The organism is Kribbella endophytica (assembly GCF_054781295.1).
The window spans coordinates 2,982,330-2,998,789 of record NZ_BAAGUR010000001.1 but is presented as its reverse complement, the minus strand read 5'-3'; the positions used below and the strand labels follow the sequence as shown (position 1 = coordinate 2,998,789).

Below are 16,460 nucleotides of genomic sequence, written 5' to 3'. Positions count from 1 at the left end.
GGACAGTGAGCCCTCGCCCGGGCACACTGAGCGGCATGACGGATCAGGCCACCGGGACGCTCAGTGTTGGGGACGGGGACAAGGAGCTCGGCGAGCAACTGTCGGCCGGGCTGGACGAGGTGAACTTCGCGGCGACGGGGACCACCGCGGCGGATCAGGGTGAGTTGTCGGTCAAGGTGCTGGACGACGCCGGTGAGCTTGTTGGTGGGCTGACGGCCTGGACGTGGGCCGGGTTGCTTGGGATCGAGATGGTGTGGATCCGCGCGGACAGCCGCGGCGACGGCTGGGGCGCCAAGCTGCTGCAGGCTGCTGAGGACGAGGCTCGTCGCCGCGGGTGCGACCGGGCGTGCGTCTCGTCGTTCACCTTCCAGGCCCCGGCGTTCTACCAACGCCACGGCTACACCGAGACCGGCCGCACCCTCGGCATCCCCGGCGGAGCCGAAGACGTCCACATGTTCAAGAAGCTGGGTTAGACGGTTTCACTGCGGAAGACGGCGAAATGGCACGGCCCCCGTGGCGCCGGGATCGGCGCCACGAGGGCCGTGCGTGTGCCGTCAGACCGCGGGGATCAGGCGGCGTACCGCGCAGGTCAGTTCGCGCGGCTGGTGTTGATCTCGCCGTTCACGCCGGCCGGGAAGAAGCCGCCCTTGGTGGCCTTCTTCGGGGTCAGGTAGACGACGTTCAGGACCTGGTCGGCGCCGCGGCTGAAGGCGATGCCGTTGGCGTCGGTCGGCACGATGTTCGTCTTGCCCTGGTACGTGACGCCCTGGTCGACGTCCGACTTGCCGTCCAGGCTGTCGCGCGCGTTGGAGATCGCGACCGAGGGAACCTCGAGACCGGCCGCCACCAGGCTCGTGCGGATGTTCGCCGCGTGGTACGCCTCGACGGCGAGGATGCCGGCCGCCGCTTCCAGGTAGGTCTTGTTGCTGATCAGCGGCGCGGCACCCTTGTACGCCGTGACGCCGACGTCTTCGAACACGTACGCGGCCAGCAGGAAGTTGTTCTCGTTGGCGTACGCGTCGAACTTCTGACCGGGCTTGATCAGCCCGGCCGCGGTCGCCGCCGCCGTGAAGGCCGCGTCGATGTCGATCGCCGGCCGCGCGACGGCCGCGCCGCCGAGCGCCTTGCGCAGGAACCGGACGTGCGCCAGCTCGTCGGCAGCGATCTCCTCGGCGTACGCCTTGACGGCCTTGGTCTGGAACTTGACCTTGCGGCCACCGCGCACGGCGCCCGGCTTGCCCTTGCCCAGCACCTCGGTGGCGGCCAGGCCGTAGCCCCGGACGGCGCGCAGGTAGAACTCGGCCTCCAGGTACTCCAGGTTCAGCGCGAAGTTCAGCACCGCGCCGTCGCTCGGCTGAGCGCTCGGGTGGTGCTTGTCGCCGAGCCCGAGGTCCAGTCCGAGCGGACCCGAGTCGGCCGCGGCTGGGTTGAGGACGCCGCCGGCGAGCAGCCCGCCGCCGGCCAGCCCCGCGCCGACGGTGGTGACACCGGCAGCCCGCAGGAACTTGCGCCGGTCGACGCCGTTCTCGGCACTGCGGTCGATCGCGTTACGGATGAAGAGTTTGTCGAACATACGCGGAGACACTCCGATGGTGCGGTTCGCCCGGCTATACCGCCGGGCAGTGGATTGACGATCCACTGAACCCAACGAGGCCGCCCGTGGTGAGGAGACACCTCTTTACGAGACGACAGGGTCCGTAATAGGGATCGGCCCGACTGGTGCCGCCAACGGGGATCGTCAGGCCGCGACGGCACCAGCACGGACGCCGGCTCTCTCCGGCCGGCAGTGGTCCTTCGGGCCCGGTGCCGTCGCGGATGGGTGGAAGTTCAGTTCTTCAGGGTGAGGACGATCAGTACGACGTTGAGCGCGGTCACTGCCGTCGCAACAAGGCAGGCCAGCAGGGTGGTCGGCAGTTTGTTGACCAAGGCCCCCATCACCCGCCGGGACGCGGTCAGTTTCACCAACGGCCACAGCGCGCACGGGATCCCGAAGCTCAGCACGACCTGCGAAACGACCAGCGCCCGACTCGGATCGATGCCGATGGCAAGGACAATCAGCGCGGGCAGCAGCGTGATCAGGCGCCGTACGGCGAGCGGCACGTGGCGCTGCCAGAACCCTTCCAGGATGACCGATCCGGCGTAGGTGCCGACCGAGGACGACGCGAAACCGCTCGCCAGCAGAGCCAGCGCGAACAGCAGCGCGGGCAGCTGACCCAGCCTGTCGCCGATCGCCGCGTGGGCTGCATCGAGTGAGTCAGCGCCTGATCCGCTCAGTGCGGCCGCGGCCAGAACGACCATCGCGAGGTTGACCGCGCCGGCCAGTGCCATCGCCACGGCGACGTCGATGCGGGTCGCCCGCAGTACACGCTGCTTGCCCGACGCCGACCGGATCGACTTCCAGTGCCGGTCGGTGACCAGTGCACCGTGCAGCCAGATCGCGTGCGGCATCACCGTCGCACCGAGCATCCCGGCGGCCAGCACCAACGACTGGGTGCCGTCGAGCCGCGGGATCATCCCGTTCACCACCGCTCCCGCCGACGGCTCGGCCCTGACGGTGGAGACGACGAACCCGACCAGCACCACCGCGAGCAGCCCGATGATCGCCGCCTCGAACGGCCGCTGCCCGCGTTTCGACTGATAGATCAACAACCCGAACGAGACAGCCCCGGTAATCGCACCGCCCAGCAGCAGCGGTACGCCGAACAACAGGTTCAACGCGATCGCCCCACCGACCACCTCGGCCAGATCGGTCGCGATCGCCACCAACTCGGCCTGAGCCCACAACCCACGTGACGTTGTCGCCCGGAAATGCTCCCGGCACAGCTGCGGCAATGTCTTCCCGGTCGCGATGCTCGCCTTCGCCGCGAGGTACTGCACGAGCACGGCCATCAGGTTCGCCCCGACGACCACCCAGCACAGCAGATACCCGTACGTCGCTCCCGCCGCGATGTTCGTCGCGAAGTTCCCCGGATCCACGTACGCGACCGCAGCCACGAACGCGGGCCCGAGCAGCATCAAGCCCGATCGGTTCAGCTGACGACGAAGCGGTGCCGGTGCGTACATGAACTCTCCCTGCTCTGGACCCGAAGCATCCCCGGGCATTCGAAGCCGCCTCCGCTCCGGATGGGACCCATCCACCGGGCACCCCGCTCCGAACGCGCTGGGTAAGGAAGCGAACACCTACGGCGAGGAGCGAGCGTGCCCGACCGGACGGCGACCGTCGCCGGCCCGGAGATCGACGGGATCGAGGCGACGGTTCGGCGCGCCCAGTCCGGCGACACCGCCGCCTTCGGCGACCTGTACGACGCCTACGTCGCGACGGTCTACCGGTACGTGCTGGCCAAGGTCTCCGCCGTACCGGTCGCCGAGGACCTCACCAGCGAGACCTTCGTCCGCGCGCTCCGCAAGCTCGACTCGTACTCGGCGCCCGGCGGCAACTTCGTCGCCTGGCTGCTGACCATCGCGCGCAACCTGATCTTCGACCACTACCGCTCCGGCTGGGTCCGCCTGGCGGTCGTCACCGAGGAGATCGAACCGGAGCACGAGCCGTCGGCCGGCCCCGAGCAGGCCGCCCTCGCCGCCCTGGACGCGGAGCTGCTCCGCAGAGCAGTCGGCGGCCTTGCCGAGGAGCAGCGCGAATGCATCGTGCTGCGCTTCTTCAGCGGCCTGTCCATCGCCGAGACAGCCCGGACGATGGGCCGGACCGAGGGCGCGATCAAGCAGCTCCAGTGGCGCGCCACCCGCCGGCTGCACGCGATCCTCACCGCCTGACGCGAAAAGGCCCGGAACAGGAGAGTTCCGGGCCTTCCAAGGAGTGTGTGGGGGTCAGCGCACCACGGGGATGTCGCCGGTGTTCTCGGCGTCCAGGCCGGCCGGGGTGTCCGGCGCCTTGGCCTGGTGCTCTGCCTCGTCGAGCTCGAGCTCCTCGCGGAAGACCCACTTGCGGTACGACCAGAAGCGGAACAGCGTGCCCAGCCCCAGGCCGATCACGTTCGCGGAGATGTTGTCGGCGAGCGCGTTGTGCATGTCCAGCACGTACCGCGAGAAGCCGAGGCAGCCGGCCGAGATCAGCAGGCCGATGCCGTTCAGCACGAAGAACAGCACGTACTCGCGGTGCAGCCCGGTGCGCTCGCGGTGCCGCCAGGTCCAGTGCCGGTTGCCCAGGTACGTCGCGACGGTGGCGACCGTGACCGAGATGAACTTCGCCGTCACCGGCCGGTCGTGCAGCATGCCGTCGCCGTGCGTACCGAACACGACCAGCGGGTTGTCGAAGACCAGCCAGTTGTAGATCGGCAGGTCGACGACCATGCCGAGCAGACCGACCAGCCCGAACTTGGCCACTTCGTGCACCAGGTGCTCGACCTGGCGGTACAGCGTGGTGAAGATCTTCAACGGACCAGTGGACTCTCTGTGAACGGACAACTGGCTGAGCGCAGTCAGTGGGGCAATCTTCACGGTACCCGCCGTGGGGGCCGACACGAAAATCGCCCGCGCGGCGGGGTGGCCGCCCGGCCCCGGGTGATGTAAGCGGAAGAATCCTCAACCACTAGGCTCGGGGCCGTGAAGTTCGAGCGTAAGGATCTCCCCGTCGGGACCCCCGTGGTGGGCATGGTCGGCGGCGGTCAGCTGGCCAGGATGACGCAGGAGTCGGCGGTCGCGCTGGGCATCCAGCTGCGGGTGCTGGCCGAGGGCCCGACCGTGTCGGCGGCGCAGGCGGTGGCCGACGCTCCGGTCGGCGACTACCGCGACCCGGCGACGGTCAAGGCGTTCGCCGCGGAGGCGGACGTCGTCACCTTCGACCACGAGCACGTGCCGACCGCCCTGCTCCGTGAGCTGGAGGCGGCCGGCGTCGCCGTACGGCCTGGTCCGGACGCGCTCGTGCACGCGCAGGACAAGGCGGTGATGCGGGAGCGCCTCGACACGATCGACGCGCCCGCGCCGGCTCACCAGGTGGTCGCGACACCGGCTGATGTCTCGGACTTCGCCAAGCGCGTCGGCGGCTTCCCGATCATCCTCAAGACCACCCGCGGCGGGTACGACGGCAAGGGCGTCTGGTTCGTCGACGGTCCGGACGACGCGGCGGTGGCGCAGGCGTTCGGTTCCGGCGTACCGATCCTGGCCGAGGAGAAGGTCGACTTCGTCCGCGAGCTGTCCGCGATCGTCGCCCGCAGCCCGCACGGCCAGGCCGTCGCCTACCCGGTCGTCGAGTCGGTCCAGCGGGACGGCATCTGCGTCGAGGTGACTGCACCGGCCCCCGGCCTGGACCCGGACAAGGCCGCGCAGGCGCAGCAGACCGCGCTGCGGATCGCCGGCGAGCTGGGTGTGGTCGGAATCCTCGCGGTCGAGATGTTCGAGGCGCGTGACGGCCGCCTGCTGGTCAACGAGCTGGCGATGCGTCCGCACAACACCGGCCACTGGTCGATCGAGGGCGCGGTCACCAGCCAGTTCGAGAACCATCTGCGCGCCGTACTGGACCTGCCGCTGGGATCGCCGGCCGCGCGGGCGCCGTACACGGTGATGGTGAACGTGCTCGGCGGCGACGTCGAGGACATGCACCTGGGACTGCTGCACTGCATGGCCCGCGACCCGGGTCTGAAGGTGCACTTCTACGGCAAGTCCGTGAAGCCGGGCCGCAAGGTCGGGCACGTCACGGCGTATGGCGACGACCTGGACGAGGTTCGCGAACGCGCGCGGCACGCCGCGGCGTACCTGACCGGCACGATCGACGAGTGAGGAACCGGCCATGACCGTGGGCATCGTGATGGGATCGGACTCCGACTGGCCGGTGATGAAGGCCGCCGCGGAGGTGTGCGCCGAGTTCGGCGTGACCTTCGAGGCGGACGTGATCTCCGCGCACCGGATGCCGGTGGAGATGATCGAGTACGGCCGGGAGGCGCACGGCCGCGGGCTCAAGGTGCTGATCGCCGGAGCCGGTGGCGCGGCGCACCTGCCGGGCATGTTGGCCGCGGTCACGCCGTTGCCGGTGATCGGCGTACCGGTGCCGCTGAAGTACCTGGACGGGATGGACTCGCTGCTGTCGATCGTGCAGATGCCGGCCGGCGTCCCGGTGGCGACGGTGTCGATCGGCAACGCACGCAACGCGGGGCTGCTGGCGGTGCGCATCCTCGCCGCGCACGACCCCGAACTCCTGAAGAAGATGACAGACTTTCAAGAGTCGCTGGCGGAGCTGGCCAAGGCCAAGGGTGTCGCGGTGCGTGAGGGCGCAGAAGAGCTGCGTTAAGGCTGCTGCAAGACGGTTTTCCACACCTTCGGGGCGGGTAGCCGTGAGATCCCAACCATTGTCGTCTAAGGTCGTCGATCGTGACTCCGCCCGCAGAACCGGACACTCAGCGCATCCCGATCCGTTACTGGATCTGGCTGCTCGGTGCTGCCGTGTCCCTGCTCGGTGATCTCACGATGTCGTTCGCCATCGGCTGGTCCGCCAGCCACTACGGCGGACAGGTCGCCGGTTTGGTCCTGCTGCTCGCCGCAGCTCCGCGCGCGGCACTCCTGCTGATCGGCGGCGCGATCGGTGACCGGTTCGGGGCACCGCGCGTCCTGATCGTCAGCTGTACGGCGATGTTCGTGGTCACCGCGGCCCTGGTCCCGGCGACGATCGCGGTCGACGAGCCGGTCTGGCTGCTGGTCACCACGGCCCTCGTGGTCGGCGTGATCGACGCGTTCTTCCTGCCGTCGTCGCGTGCGATGCCCCGGCTGCTGGTGCCGCCCGCGCAGATCCCGCGCGCGATGGCGAGCTTCCAGGTGACCGGCATGGTGTTCGCGGTGATCGGCACGCTGGTCGGCGGACTGCTGGTCGGGTGGGCCGGACTGACCGCGGCGGCCGGGTTCGACGCGCTGACGTTCGCGGTGATGATCGTCGTACTGGCCCTGCTGGGCAAGACGATCGAGCTGCCGCCGAAGGCGACGCTGGGCATGTTCCGGTCGATCGCCGAAGGGATGAAGGTCGCGTTCGGCAGGCCGCTCACGCGGACGCTGCTGATCACGATGACGCTCGCGGCCGGACTGCTGATGCCGTTGGACATCCTGCTGCTGCCGTTGCTCGCCCGCGATCACCAGTGGTCGGCGGGTACGGCGGGTGTGCTGATCGCGGCCCGGAGCCTCGGGGTCGGCGTGATCGCGTTGCGGATCCTGATGCGCGGTGCGTTCAGCCGGCCCGGGATGGTCGCTGCCATTGGGCTTTTCTTCGCGGCGGTCGGGCTGCTCGGGTTGTCGCTGTCGGACCAGTTGCCGCTGACGATCGCTGCCGCAGCGGTGAGCGGGATCGGCGTCGGCCTGTTCACCGGGCACGTGCTGCCGCTGCTGATGAACTCGGTCGAGCGTGAGTTCCAGTCGCGGCTGCAGTCGGTCGTCGTACTGTGCCAGAACCTCGCGCTCGTGGTGATGAACCCGGTGCTCGGTACGTTCGCCGACCTGGACGGCGTCGGCATCACGGGTGTCTGCCTGGGCATCGGAGTCGCGTCGGCGTTGATCGGCCTCGTTGCGCTCACCCGCCCGGTGATGCGCAACGCGACCGTCAGCTGATTGGCCTTACGGCTTTCCCGGCGCCCGGTAGGTCCAGCCGGCCGCGCGCCACTGGGCCGAGTCGAGCAGCAGCCTCGCGTCGAGGATCACCGGGGTGTCCACGACGTCCTTCAGCGTGACCGGGTCCAGCGCGCGGAACTCCGGCCACTCAGTCAGGTGCAGGACCAGGTGCGCGTCCTCGCACGCCTCGAGCGCCGAAGCGGCGTACCGCAAAGTCGGACGCACCCGGCGCGCGTTCTCCATCGCCTCCGGGTCGTACACGGTGACCGTCGCGCCGTGCAGCTGGATCCGCCCGGCGATGTCGAGCGCGGGCGAGTCCCGGACGTCGTCAGTGCCGGCCTTGAACGCGGCACCGAGCACCGTGACGTTCCGCCCGATCCACGCGGCCCCGAGCAGCTCGTGGGTGACGTCGACGATCCGCGCGCGGCGCCGGTAGTTGATGTCGTCGACCTCGCGCAGCAGCGTGATCACCTCCTCGACCCCGAGCTCACCGGCCCGGGCCATGAAGGCGCGCAGGTCCTTGGGCAGGCAGCCACCGCCGTACCCCGGTCCCGCGTTGAGCATGCCGCGGCCGATCCGCTTGTCGAAGCCGAGCGCGTCGGCGAGCTGGGTGACGTCGGCGCCGGTCGCGTCGGCCATCTCCGAGAGCGCGTTGATGAACGAGATCTTCGTGGCCAGGAAGGCGTTCGCGCCGGCCTTGACCAACTCGGCGGTCGGAAGGTTGCAGACCACGACCGGCACGCCCTCGGCGATCGGCGTCGCGAACACCTGGCGCAGCGTCGCCTCGGCCTCCGGGGTCTGTACGCCGAACACCAGGCGATCCGGGTGCAGCGTGTCGTCGACGCCGTGCGCCTCGCGCAGGAACTCCGGCTGCCAGGCGATCTCGACGCCGGCGCCGGCCGGGGCCTCGTTGTGGAACCGCTGCTCGACCAGCTTCGACGTACCGACCGGGACGGTCGAACGCCCGACGACCAGTGTCGGCCGGGTCAGCAGCGGCGCGAGCATGTCGACGACCGAGTTGACCTGCGCCAGGTCGGCGGCGTCGCTGCCCTCGGTCTGCGGGGTCCCGACGCAGACGAAGTGCACGTCCGCCCAGTCGGCGATCTCGCGGTAGTCCTTGGTGAACCGCAGCCGCCCGGAGTCGACGTGCTTCTTCAGCAGCGGGTCCAGTCCCGGCTCGTACAGCGGGGCCTTGCCGTCGTTGAGCAGCTTCAGCCGGTGCTCGTCGATCTCGACGCCGATCACGTCGAAACCGAACTCGGCCATGCCCGCGGCGGTGTTGGCGCCGAGGTAGTTGGTCCCGATCACCGCGATCCGCAGCGAGCCGGTGGGCGTGCCTTCAGTCATGCGGGCGACTCTACCGACGCGACTTTCCGTTCCGTGAACGGCGCTGGTCGGCCCGGTGCCGGTGGGTGCGCCGTACGTCACTTTCCGGTGCCGTCGGCTCCCGGTCCGCGGCGATCCGTCGTAGATTGAAACTCGTGAGTAACTCATTCGACCTGTACGCGCTGTCCGAGGAGCACGAGGCGATCCGGGCGGCGGTCCGCGACGTCTGCGACGCCAAGGTGGCCCCGCACGCCGGGGACGTCGACGAGCTCGCCGAGTTCCCGAAGGCGTCGTACGACGCGCTGAAGGCCTCGGACTTCCACGCCCCGCACATCCCGGAGGCCTACGGCGGCGCCGGCGCGGACGCGCTGGCCACGGTGATCGTGATCGAGGAGGTGGCCCGCGCCTGCGCGTCCACCTCACTGATCCCCGCGGTGAACAAGCTCGGCTCGCTGCCGCTGCTGCTGTCGGCGTCCGAGGAGGTCAAGCAGCGGTACCTGCCGCCGGTCGCGAGCGGTGACGCGATGTTCTCGTACTGCCTGTCCGAGCCGGAGGCCGGTTCGGACGCGGTGTCGATGAAGACCCGCGCGGTCGCCGACGGCGACGACTTCGTGCTGAACGGCGTGAAGCGCTGGATCACCAACGCCGGCGTCAGCGACTTCTACACGGTGTTCGCGGTGACGGATCCCGACGCGCGGTCGAAGGGCATCTCGGCGTTCGTGGTCGAGAAGGCCGACGAGGGCGTGTCCTTCGGCGCCCCGGAGAAGAAGCTCGGCATCAAGGGGTCGCCGACCCGCGAGGTCTACTTCGACAACGTCCGGATCCCTGCGTCGCGGATGATCGGAGCGCCGGGCACGGGCTTCGGTACGGCGATGGCGACGCTCGACCACACCCGCGTGACGATCGCCGCGCAGGCTCTCGGCATCGCGCAGGGGGCGCTCGACTACGCGCTCGGCTATGTGAAGGAGCGCAAGCAGTTCGGCAAGGCGATCGCGGAGTTCCAGGGCCTGCAGTTCATGCTCGCCGACATGGGCATGAAGCTCGAGGCCGCGCGCCAGCTCACGTACGCCGCTGCCGCGCGCTCCGAGCGGAATGCTCCTGACCTCACCTACTTCGGCGCCGCCGCCAAGTGCTTCGCCTCCGACGTCGCGATGGCCGTCACCACCGACGCCGTCCAGCTCCTCGGCGGCTACGGCTACACCCACGACTACCCGGTCGAGCGCATGATGCGCGACGCCAAGATCACCCAGATCTACGAAGGCACCAACCAGGTCCAGCGCATCGTCATGGCCCGCCAGCTGCTGAAGGGGCTGGGCTGAGGCGTTGCGCTACGAGCGGGCCGCGGACCAGCAACGAGTGCCGTGGCGCAACGGCGCCGGCCTGACGACCGAGCTGGCGAGCGGCGGTTCCTCGGGTGACTTCGTCTGGCGTGTGAGCCTGGCCGAGGTCACCGAGGACTGCGACTTCTCGGTCTTCCCGGACGTCGACCGGACGATCATCCTGATCGATGGCCCGCCGATGACCCTGCGGTTAGCCGGGATCGGGCACACGCTTACGTCGTACGAGCCCTTTCACTTCGACGGAGGCCTCGAGGTCCGCTGCCAAGTCTCCGGCCCGACCCGCGACCTCAACGTGATGACCCGCCGAGGCCGCGCCACCGCCAGTGTGTCGATCGAGCAGCTGTCGCTCGCCCCGCTGACGATCCCCAAGGCAAACCCCTTGGTCCTTGTGTGCCTGGACGGATCCGCCACCCTCCAGCCCACGAACACCACGCTGAGCCCCGGCGACGTCGCCGAACTCGACGAACCCGTACGCATCACCGGCGACGGCCACCTCGCCGTCATCCACCTCGAAACCGTCGCCCGCGCCGAGTAGGCCGAGCGGAACGCGCCCGACATCACCTACTTCGGCGGCCGCCAAAGCACTTCCCTCCGACATCGCGATGGCCGTCACCACCGACGCCGTCCAGTTCCCCGGCGGTATGACTGCCCAGTCGAACCGCCTGATGGGCGGCCTGCAAATCGAGCCAGACGTGACCGCACGTTGAGCACGTCGTGACACTGTGAGAAACGCGCTCTATGTGTCAGTTTGTTGCCATGTCCATGCGGACGGTTGCGCTGAGCCATTAGGTGTGGACGCTGCATGCACACGCTGGCCTCTACGTCGGCTAGTGCTGATGACGCCGACGTATTTCGGCCGTCCGCTCTCAGGTCCACCCGTAGCCCGAACCAGTCGCAAATCGTTGACTCCTAGGCCCCGCCGGCGGTCAGGGAGTCGTTGCCTCTCGAACGACGTTGATCGGCTGCGAGCCGAGGTAGTGTTCAAAGCGCGCTGTCATCCTGGGCAACTCGAACACCGGTGTCTGGCAGTGCCGCAAGCCGCACCAGGAGTTGGTTGTAGCTCGCGACCGGCGCACCGGGAGCATCCTCCAGCTTGAAGTCGGAGCGGATCAGCCGTACAGCCGAGCGCAGTTCCTCAGTTTCGTCAGTGACCTCCGTGAGCTGGCCCTCGACGTCTTCGAGCAGCGCCTCGACGTCGCGGTTCAGAGCCGACGCTGGGTGGTCACGTCGGAAGGCATCGACGAAACGTCGCAACGTACGCCGGACCCGCTCTCGACTGTTTGCGCGGACCGCCTGTCGTTGTGCTTTGTTGACCCGGTCGAAGAGGACCTGAAAATTCGCGAGCGTACGCGATCGCAGGTCGTCATCGCCCTTGTGCTCCAGGCTGTGGAGCACAGCCCTGGCGAAGCCGACTTTGTCGAGTCGGAGCGGGTGCGGAAGGGTCTTGCACACTGCCTCAGCGGTCTTGAAGAGCTTCTCGCCGGGTTCAATTGTGAGCTCGATCGCCGTGGCCTCGACCTTGGCCGCTTCCTCGGGCGCTAGCACCTCGGAGGCGTACCTTTTGATGGCGATGACGGCGAGGTCGGCTGGGATAAGATCCTCGATTTCGAGCACGCCGCTGGTGTCGATCCTGAGGTTCGCGAGGTCGAGGTCGCTGGTCTGGATGACGTAGGCGTCTTCAACGTACTTCTTGTTGCGGTAGCCGTTCCTCAGCTCTTTGCGGATTCCATCGCCCTCACCGTCGCCATCGAGGAGGACGACGATGGCGGGAGTGTCAACGTCGCGACCGCGCGCAAGGTAGACCATGTAGGGGATGTGCTCGGCTGAACCCGACGGGACGAGCGAGAGCTTGTTGAGGTCGAGCGACTCGCCAAGGGAGCCGAGTCGACGCGCCAGCGAGCTGATGCCAGCCAGGAGGACCTGGTCAGCCTGTCCTTCAAGCATCAGGTTGCAGTTACTAATGAAGGTCGTCTCGGCGACGAAGGCACCAAACGCGGACCGAAGCGGCTCGTAGTGGTTACGGCCAGCGTTGGCGACTAGACGACTGCCCTCGTCGCCGTCTCCCTTTTCTAATACGCGGATCCGCTCACTGTGGTTCTTGTCGATGAGGAACGGTGAATGGGTCACGTACACGACTTGAACGGCGGGTGTATCGGGGTCCTCCGGCGCTGCGAATGAGTCGAAGATCCTGAGCAAGTCCTGTTGGCCGAGCATCGACAGGTACGCGTCCGGCTCATCCATTAGCAGCACCTCTTGCCCATCGGCAGGCACGTGCGATAGGTACTGCACGAAGTAGGACAGAAAGTACGACATGCCTCCGCTGCGCTCACTGAATGCGTACTCGCTGCCGGTGCGGTCGCGGACGGTAAGGACCAGGTCGAAGTCGCGCAGCGTCAACGTCAACGAGAACTCCCGGTCCTGCGACCACCACCTAGGAAAGTTGAGGGCCTTGGCCAGGTCGTCGTTCATCTTGGCCACGATCGCGTTGGCGTAGCCGTCGTGGCTCTTGACTGCGGTTCGAAGCTGCTCGAACGCTTCCTTGCCGATGCCGGCGACCTGGATTAGGAGCTTCTCCGCGAGCTTGAGACGTCGCAGCAACTGTGCCTCGTCCGCACTCTCGTCCGCGGACAGCGCAGCGTAATCGTTGAGCATCTCGGGTGTGGCCTTATCGATGGCTTCCTTGCTGCCGAACCAGTCCTGGTTCTCGATCAGCTTCTCGAGCCAGCCGAAGACTTGCTTGCGCGACCGAGCGACCTTCGCCTTTCGCTAGCGGTTAGGTAGGAGAGCGGGACACTGTCGGGTAGTGGGGTCTTGGCGTCGATGAGGAAGAACGTCGGCAGGCCGAGCGACTTAACCGCCGCGGGCTTCAACGGCACCGTCTTCCACTCGGCCCCGTCGCGGACGTACAGGGAGGGACCACCGTTCTCGCGAAAGAAGTGAAAGGTGCCGATCGAGGCTGTCGGGTGCAGCCCGGCGAGCTTGCCGATGGTGTCACGCTCTTGGTCACTGAGGCCGCTAAACTCTGCGCCGAACTCGGGGACCTTCATAGCCCCGCCGACGGTGAAAAACTGCGAATATCGGCAGAAGTCGCGCCGCTCGATGCCCTCCCCGGTCAGCACGCACTTGATCGCGCCGAGCAGTTGGCTCTTGCCAGACTCGTTCGCGCCGACGACGGTCGTGATGCCTTCCTCGAGCGGAACGCGGACGTAAGGGAAGAAGAACTCGGACTCAGGCAGCAAATCCCAAGGGTCGGGAACGGCCTTCGGGTGGCCCTTGCGCAGGTAGTCGTAGTTGAACGCCTTGTAGAACCGTACGTACAGCATCTTCAGCTTCATGGGTGCTCCCCCGGATTGACTCGATGCGAACTCTAGCGACGGGCACCGACACATTGGCGGTTAAAGGTGCGTCTCAGCGGGTGCGGAACTTCTCCTTGAGCTTGGCAGAAGTCAAGATCGCGATGAACGGGACTCATGCAGGCCTGCCACGTCCGTGGTCCTCGAGATCGACAACTGCTCGAAATCAGCCGCAGCATCCGGCCTCCGCCGGCCGTGACGCAGACGCTTGAACGGCCTCGAACTTGCGGATCTGGTGCGGCGGTGGAGCCCGTGCACCTCAGGTACAGGTACGACGCTTCCCAGGAAGGGCGCCCCTGCTCGCACATCTCCTCGTTGGGAACGCAGAGAAAACTCGAAAGAAACCGACAGGGTCGGATGTCGTGAGCGCGACCCCACGGTGCTGTGAAAACCACGCTCTAGTTGAGAATGAGTCTTCGAGGTGTGCTGGAAGGTTTCGTGCCACGTCAAGTCCGTGACGTCAACAGCGAAGATGGCACCGTCGCTGTCGCGCACCTTCCCTGACTATGTCGGTACGAGCCTCCATGACGATCCTCGGCTCGGAGCGAGGCCATGGCGCCCACACCATCTCATTTCCAGCTGGCGATGGGGCGACGGGTTGAATGGCCACGGGACGTCACACATTGGCCGCGCCAGGCGTGGGCTGTTGTCAAGGCGCGCGATGTGACTGATGCGGCGCAGTAGCTGACGGCATGTGTTGGCGCGGTTGCCCCAACCATCCGTGGTCCGGTGACTTGGTGCCCGCCCATGTCGTGCCCCTGGCTGAGAGCGCTCGCGACACAGTACCGTCGCAACTGCGCTCAGCGCGGCAGGCCTGAGCGCCGTCTGGTGTGTCAGATCCGGCCCACTCTGGCGGCAGCGTCGGATCTATAAAGGAAATACGAGGACGTGACCGGGTGCCTTTTGACGGATCCATTGAGCAGCTACGCGTCGAGTGCGGAGAGCTGACGCTAAGAGTCCCGTACGTGAACGACCTTGATAAGCTCATGGCGGTCTTTGACGACGACTTCAACCTCGAGCCTCAACCTCGGCCGGCCACTGAACTTGTTCAAGCACGCCAAGGGATATTAACCCGAATAGAACGAAACCCGCATCCGTCTGGCAGCGAATGGTGGAACCTTGACCTGATCGTCGAAGCCGCGCCAGGCTGCCCCATCGGTTGGGCATCCTTGCAACCCGAGGACAAACTCCCGGGCCGACAGTTGGAATCAAGCTCCTGGGTGGCACCCTCATATCGACGGAAAGGACACGCCACAACTATTCGCTACGGCCTGCTCGTCCTAGCCTTCGATGGGCTGGACGCCGACGTAGCCCACTCCCGCGCGCGACCCGACAACGTCGGCTCCAACACGATCTCTCACAATCTCGGGTACACCGAAGGGGAGACGACCTACACCGTGCCTAGGCGCACGGCGTACGCAAACTGGAGCCTGTCCAGGCGCGTCTGGGAACAAGCGGCGCGACCGAAGAATGTCGGTGTCCGAGGCCACGAAGCGCTGCGAAGCTGGCTCGATGAGCGCAGGCGTTAGCGACAGTTGCTAGGTCTCGTAGGCAGTTGCGACTCCTCGCAGAACGTACAGCTCCGGGGGCTTAGCGCGGCGCTGGGCGCCGCCGCGACCGCTTGCACCACGCGTAGGCCTCCGGTCTGGGATGCCGACGGCTCGGACTTGACGGCTTTTGAGCCACCCCGTGTGAGACGGGCCCTCGAGCCAGCGATGGACGATTGCCGGGTTCTACCGGAGGCGCCAGACAATCACGCCCAGGGAGAGGTCGGGTCCTCGCGACGCAGGTGATCCAGGTGGCGCTGGTTGATGTCCAGGAGGTGCCCCATCGCGGCCAGGATGATCACCTTCTCGAACGGCGCTTGGCCGTTATTCGTGTCCATTGCCGAGCGCTGCGCTGGGTTGTCGGCCAGGCGCATTGGGACCTTGCACACGGGTGGCGACGGTGTGCGGTCTGGCGGCGTCATCTGTGTGTCGCTCATGACCTGCTAGGCAGTTCAGCGGACCTTTACCCCCAAAGTTACGAAGTCACCAACCAAGTCCAGTGCATCGTCATGGCCCGCCAATCGCTCAAGCGCCTCGACTGAGGATCGCCCTGAACGCAGTCTTCGGTCGGAGGAGTCAGGAGCGGACCGTGACCACGGCGTCCGCGATGGGGCCGTGGTGCAGAGGCCCGTGGCCGGGGAGGATGAGGTTGGCGTCCAGGGACTCCAACGGCGTGAGGGCGGCCAGTAGGTCAGTGCGGCTGGTGTGGGCGAACATCGCGGGGAGCAACTGCGGGCCGGTGGTTGGCGAGAGCGGGTGGCCGGTGACGAGGGCGTCTCCGGTGATGACCGCGCCGACGGCCGGGAGGTGGAAGGCCGTGTGGCCGGAAGTGTGGCCGTGGGTGGGGACGGGGACGGGCGCGCCGGGGAGGTCGAGGGCTCCGGCGGTGGGGAAGGGCTGGGCGTGTGGGGCGGCGACGTCGGAGGTCGCGCCGTTGCGGAGGATGTGGATGGCCCAGGGCAGGACGCGGGGGCGCCAGAGGTTGGCGAGCAGCGTCGGCGGGGTGAGCTGCTCCAGGTAGTCGCGGTGGGCGTGGGCGACCTCGACGGGGTCGAAGTACGCCGGAGTGCCGTACCGGGCGTGGAACGGGTTCACCGCGCCGAGGTGGTCGGCGTGCGCGTGAGTGACCAGGATCGCCCGGACGTCCTCGGGGCGGCGGCCGATCGAGCGGATCGAGGCCTCGACGTCGTCCACGTCGCCGGGGTAGCCGCCGTCGACGAGGGTGAGGTCCGTGCCGTCACGCAGCAGGATCCAGTTGACCGCCGATCCGTTGACCAGGAAGACGTTCTCGGCTGCTTCCACCACGCGGTTCATGGTGATCAGCGTATTCCGGCGGACAGCCCCAGGAGCGA

Annotated in this window: 16 protein-coding genes; 8 read left to right on the top strand and 8 right to left on the bottom strand. The window is 67.4% G+C overall.

Annotated elements, in window-relative coordinates; translation table 11 throughout:
* The first annotated feature begins 35 nt into the window (after positions 1-35).
* A complete protein-coding gene (locus ACYVIO_RS14340) occupies positions 36-473 on the top strand; it encodes a GNAT family N-acetyltransferase (RefSeq protein ID WP_460651231.1) in 438 nt (145 codons plus the stop codon).
* A gap of 116 nt (positions 474-589) precedes the next feature.
* Here the strand turns inward: ACYVIO_RS14340 and ACYVIO_RS14335 are convergent, their stop codons facing one another.
* Entirely contained in the window at positions 590-1,573 is a 984-nt protein-coding gene (locus tag ACYVIO_RS14335; RefSeq protein ID WP_460651230.1) for a ferritin-like domain-containing protein, read from the bottom strand.
* Positions 1,574-1,827: 254 nt separating this feature from the next.
* Complete coding sequence (locus ACYVIO_RS14330) at positions 1,828-3,063, bottom strand: Nramp family divalent metal transporter (RefSeq protein WP_460651229.1); 1,236 nt, start codon at positions 3,061-3,063, stop codon at positions 1,828-1,830.
* A gap of 135 nt (positions 3,064-3,198) precedes the next feature.
* Here ACYVIO_RS14330 and ACYVIO_RS14325 point away from each other — a divergent pair, with 135 nt between their 5' ends.
* Positions 3,199-3,771: a sigma-70 family RNA polymerase sigma factor gene (locus ACYVIO_RS14325; RefSeq protein ID WP_460651228.1), complete on the top strand. Its 573-nt coding sequence runs from the start codon at positions 3,199-3,201 to the stop codon at positions 3,769-3,771.
* Positions 3,772-3,825: 54 nt separating this feature from the next.
* On the opposite strand, the gene ACYVIO_RS14320 is transcribed toward ACYVIO_RS14325, so the two are convergent.
* Entirely contained in the window at positions 3,826-4,392 is a 567-nt protein-coding gene (locus ACYVIO_RS14320) for a GtrA family protein (protein ID WP_460651227.1), read from the bottom strand.
* A 168-nt stretch (positions 4,393-4,560) separates the two neighbouring features.
* Between ACYVIO_RS14320 and ACYVIO_RS14315 the strand changes: the two genes are divergently transcribed.
* The 3 genes from ACYVIO_RS14315 (at position 4,561) to ACYVIO_RS14305 (ending at position 7,542) form a co-directional block, all read left to right on the top strand.
* Positions 4,561-5,733, top strand: a complete 1,173-nt coding sequence (locus tag ACYVIO_RS14315; RefSeq protein ID WP_460651226.1) for a 5-(carboxyamino)imidazole ribonucleotide synthase — start codon at positions 4,561-4,563, stop codon at positions 5,731-5,733.
* 10 nt (positions 5,734-5,743) lie between these two features.
* Positions 5,744-6,241: a 5-(carboxyamino)imidazole ribonucleotide mutase gene (purE, locus tag ACYVIO_RS14310; protein WP_460651225.1), complete on the top strand. Its 498-nt coding sequence runs from the start codon at positions 5,744-5,746 to the stop codon at positions 6,239-6,241.
* An 80-nt stretch (positions 6,242-6,321) separates the two neighbouring features.
* Positions 6,322-7,542 (top strand): MFS transporter, encoded by a 1,221-nt coding sequence (locus ACYVIO_RS14305; RefSeq protein ID WP_460651224.1) that lies wholly within the window; start codon positions 6,322-6,324, stop codon positions 7,540-7,542.
* Between the two features lie 6 nt (positions 7,543-7,548).
* Here ACYVIO_RS14305 and ACYVIO_RS14300 read toward each other — a convergent pair whose 3' ends face one another.
* A complete protein-coding gene (locus ACYVIO_RS14300) occupies positions 7,549-8,889 on the bottom strand; it encodes a UDP-glucose dehydrogenase family protein (protein ID WP_460651223.1) in 1,341 nt (446 codons plus the stop codon).
* A 134-nt stretch (positions 8,890-9,023) separates the two neighbouring features.
* Here ACYVIO_RS14300 and ACYVIO_RS14295 point away from each other — a divergent pair, with 134 nt between their 5' ends.
* Entirely contained in the window at positions 9,024-10,187 is a 1,164-nt protein-coding gene (locus ACYVIO_RS14295; protein ID WP_460651222.1) for an acyl-CoA dehydrogenase family protein, read from the top strand.
* 4 nt (positions 10,188-10,191) lie between these two features.
* Complete coding sequence (locus ACYVIO_RS14290) at positions 10,192-10,743, top strand: HutD/Ves family protein (protein WP_460651221.1); 552 nt, start codon at positions 10,192-10,194, stop codon at positions 10,741-10,743.
* Positions 10,744-11,189: 446 nt separating this feature from the next.
* Here the strand turns inward: ACYVIO_RS14290 and ACYVIO_RS14285 are convergent, their stop codons facing one another.
* A complete protein-coding gene (locus ACYVIO_RS14285; protein ID WP_460651220.1) occupies positions 11,190-12,860 on the bottom strand; it encodes an ATP-dependent nuclease in 1,671 nt (556 codons plus the stop codon).
* Positions 12,861-12,916: 56 nt separating this feature from the next.
* A complete protein-coding gene (locus ACYVIO_RS14280; protein WP_460651219.1) occupies positions 12,917-13,543 on the bottom strand; it encodes a hypothetical protein in 627 nt (208 codons plus the stop codon).
* A gap of 848 nt (positions 13,544-14,391) precedes the next feature.
* On the opposite strand from ACYVIO_RS14280, the gene ACYVIO_RS14275 reads away from it, so the two are divergent.
* Complete coding sequence (locus ACYVIO_RS14275; RefSeq protein ID WP_460651218.1) at positions 14,392-15,090, top strand: GNAT family N-acetyltransferase; 699 nt, start codon at positions 14,392-14,394, stop codon at positions 15,088-15,090.
* Positions 15,091-15,314: 224 nt separating this feature from the next.
* On the opposite strand, the gene ACYVIO_RS14270 is transcribed toward ACYVIO_RS14275, so the two are convergent.
* Positions 15,315-15,446, bottom strand: coding sequence for a hypothetical protein (locus tag ACYVIO_RS14270; protein WP_460651217.1), 132 nt, complete (start codon positions 15,444-15,446; stop codon positions 15,315-15,317).
* A 238-nt stretch (positions 15,447-15,684) separates the two neighbouring features.
* Positions 15,685-16,422, bottom strand: a complete 738-nt coding sequence (locus ACYVIO_RS14265; RefSeq protein WP_460651216.1) for an MBL fold metallo-hydrolase — start codon at positions 16,420-16,422, stop codon at positions 15,685-15,687.
* Positions 16,423-16,460: the final 38 nt, after the last annotated feature.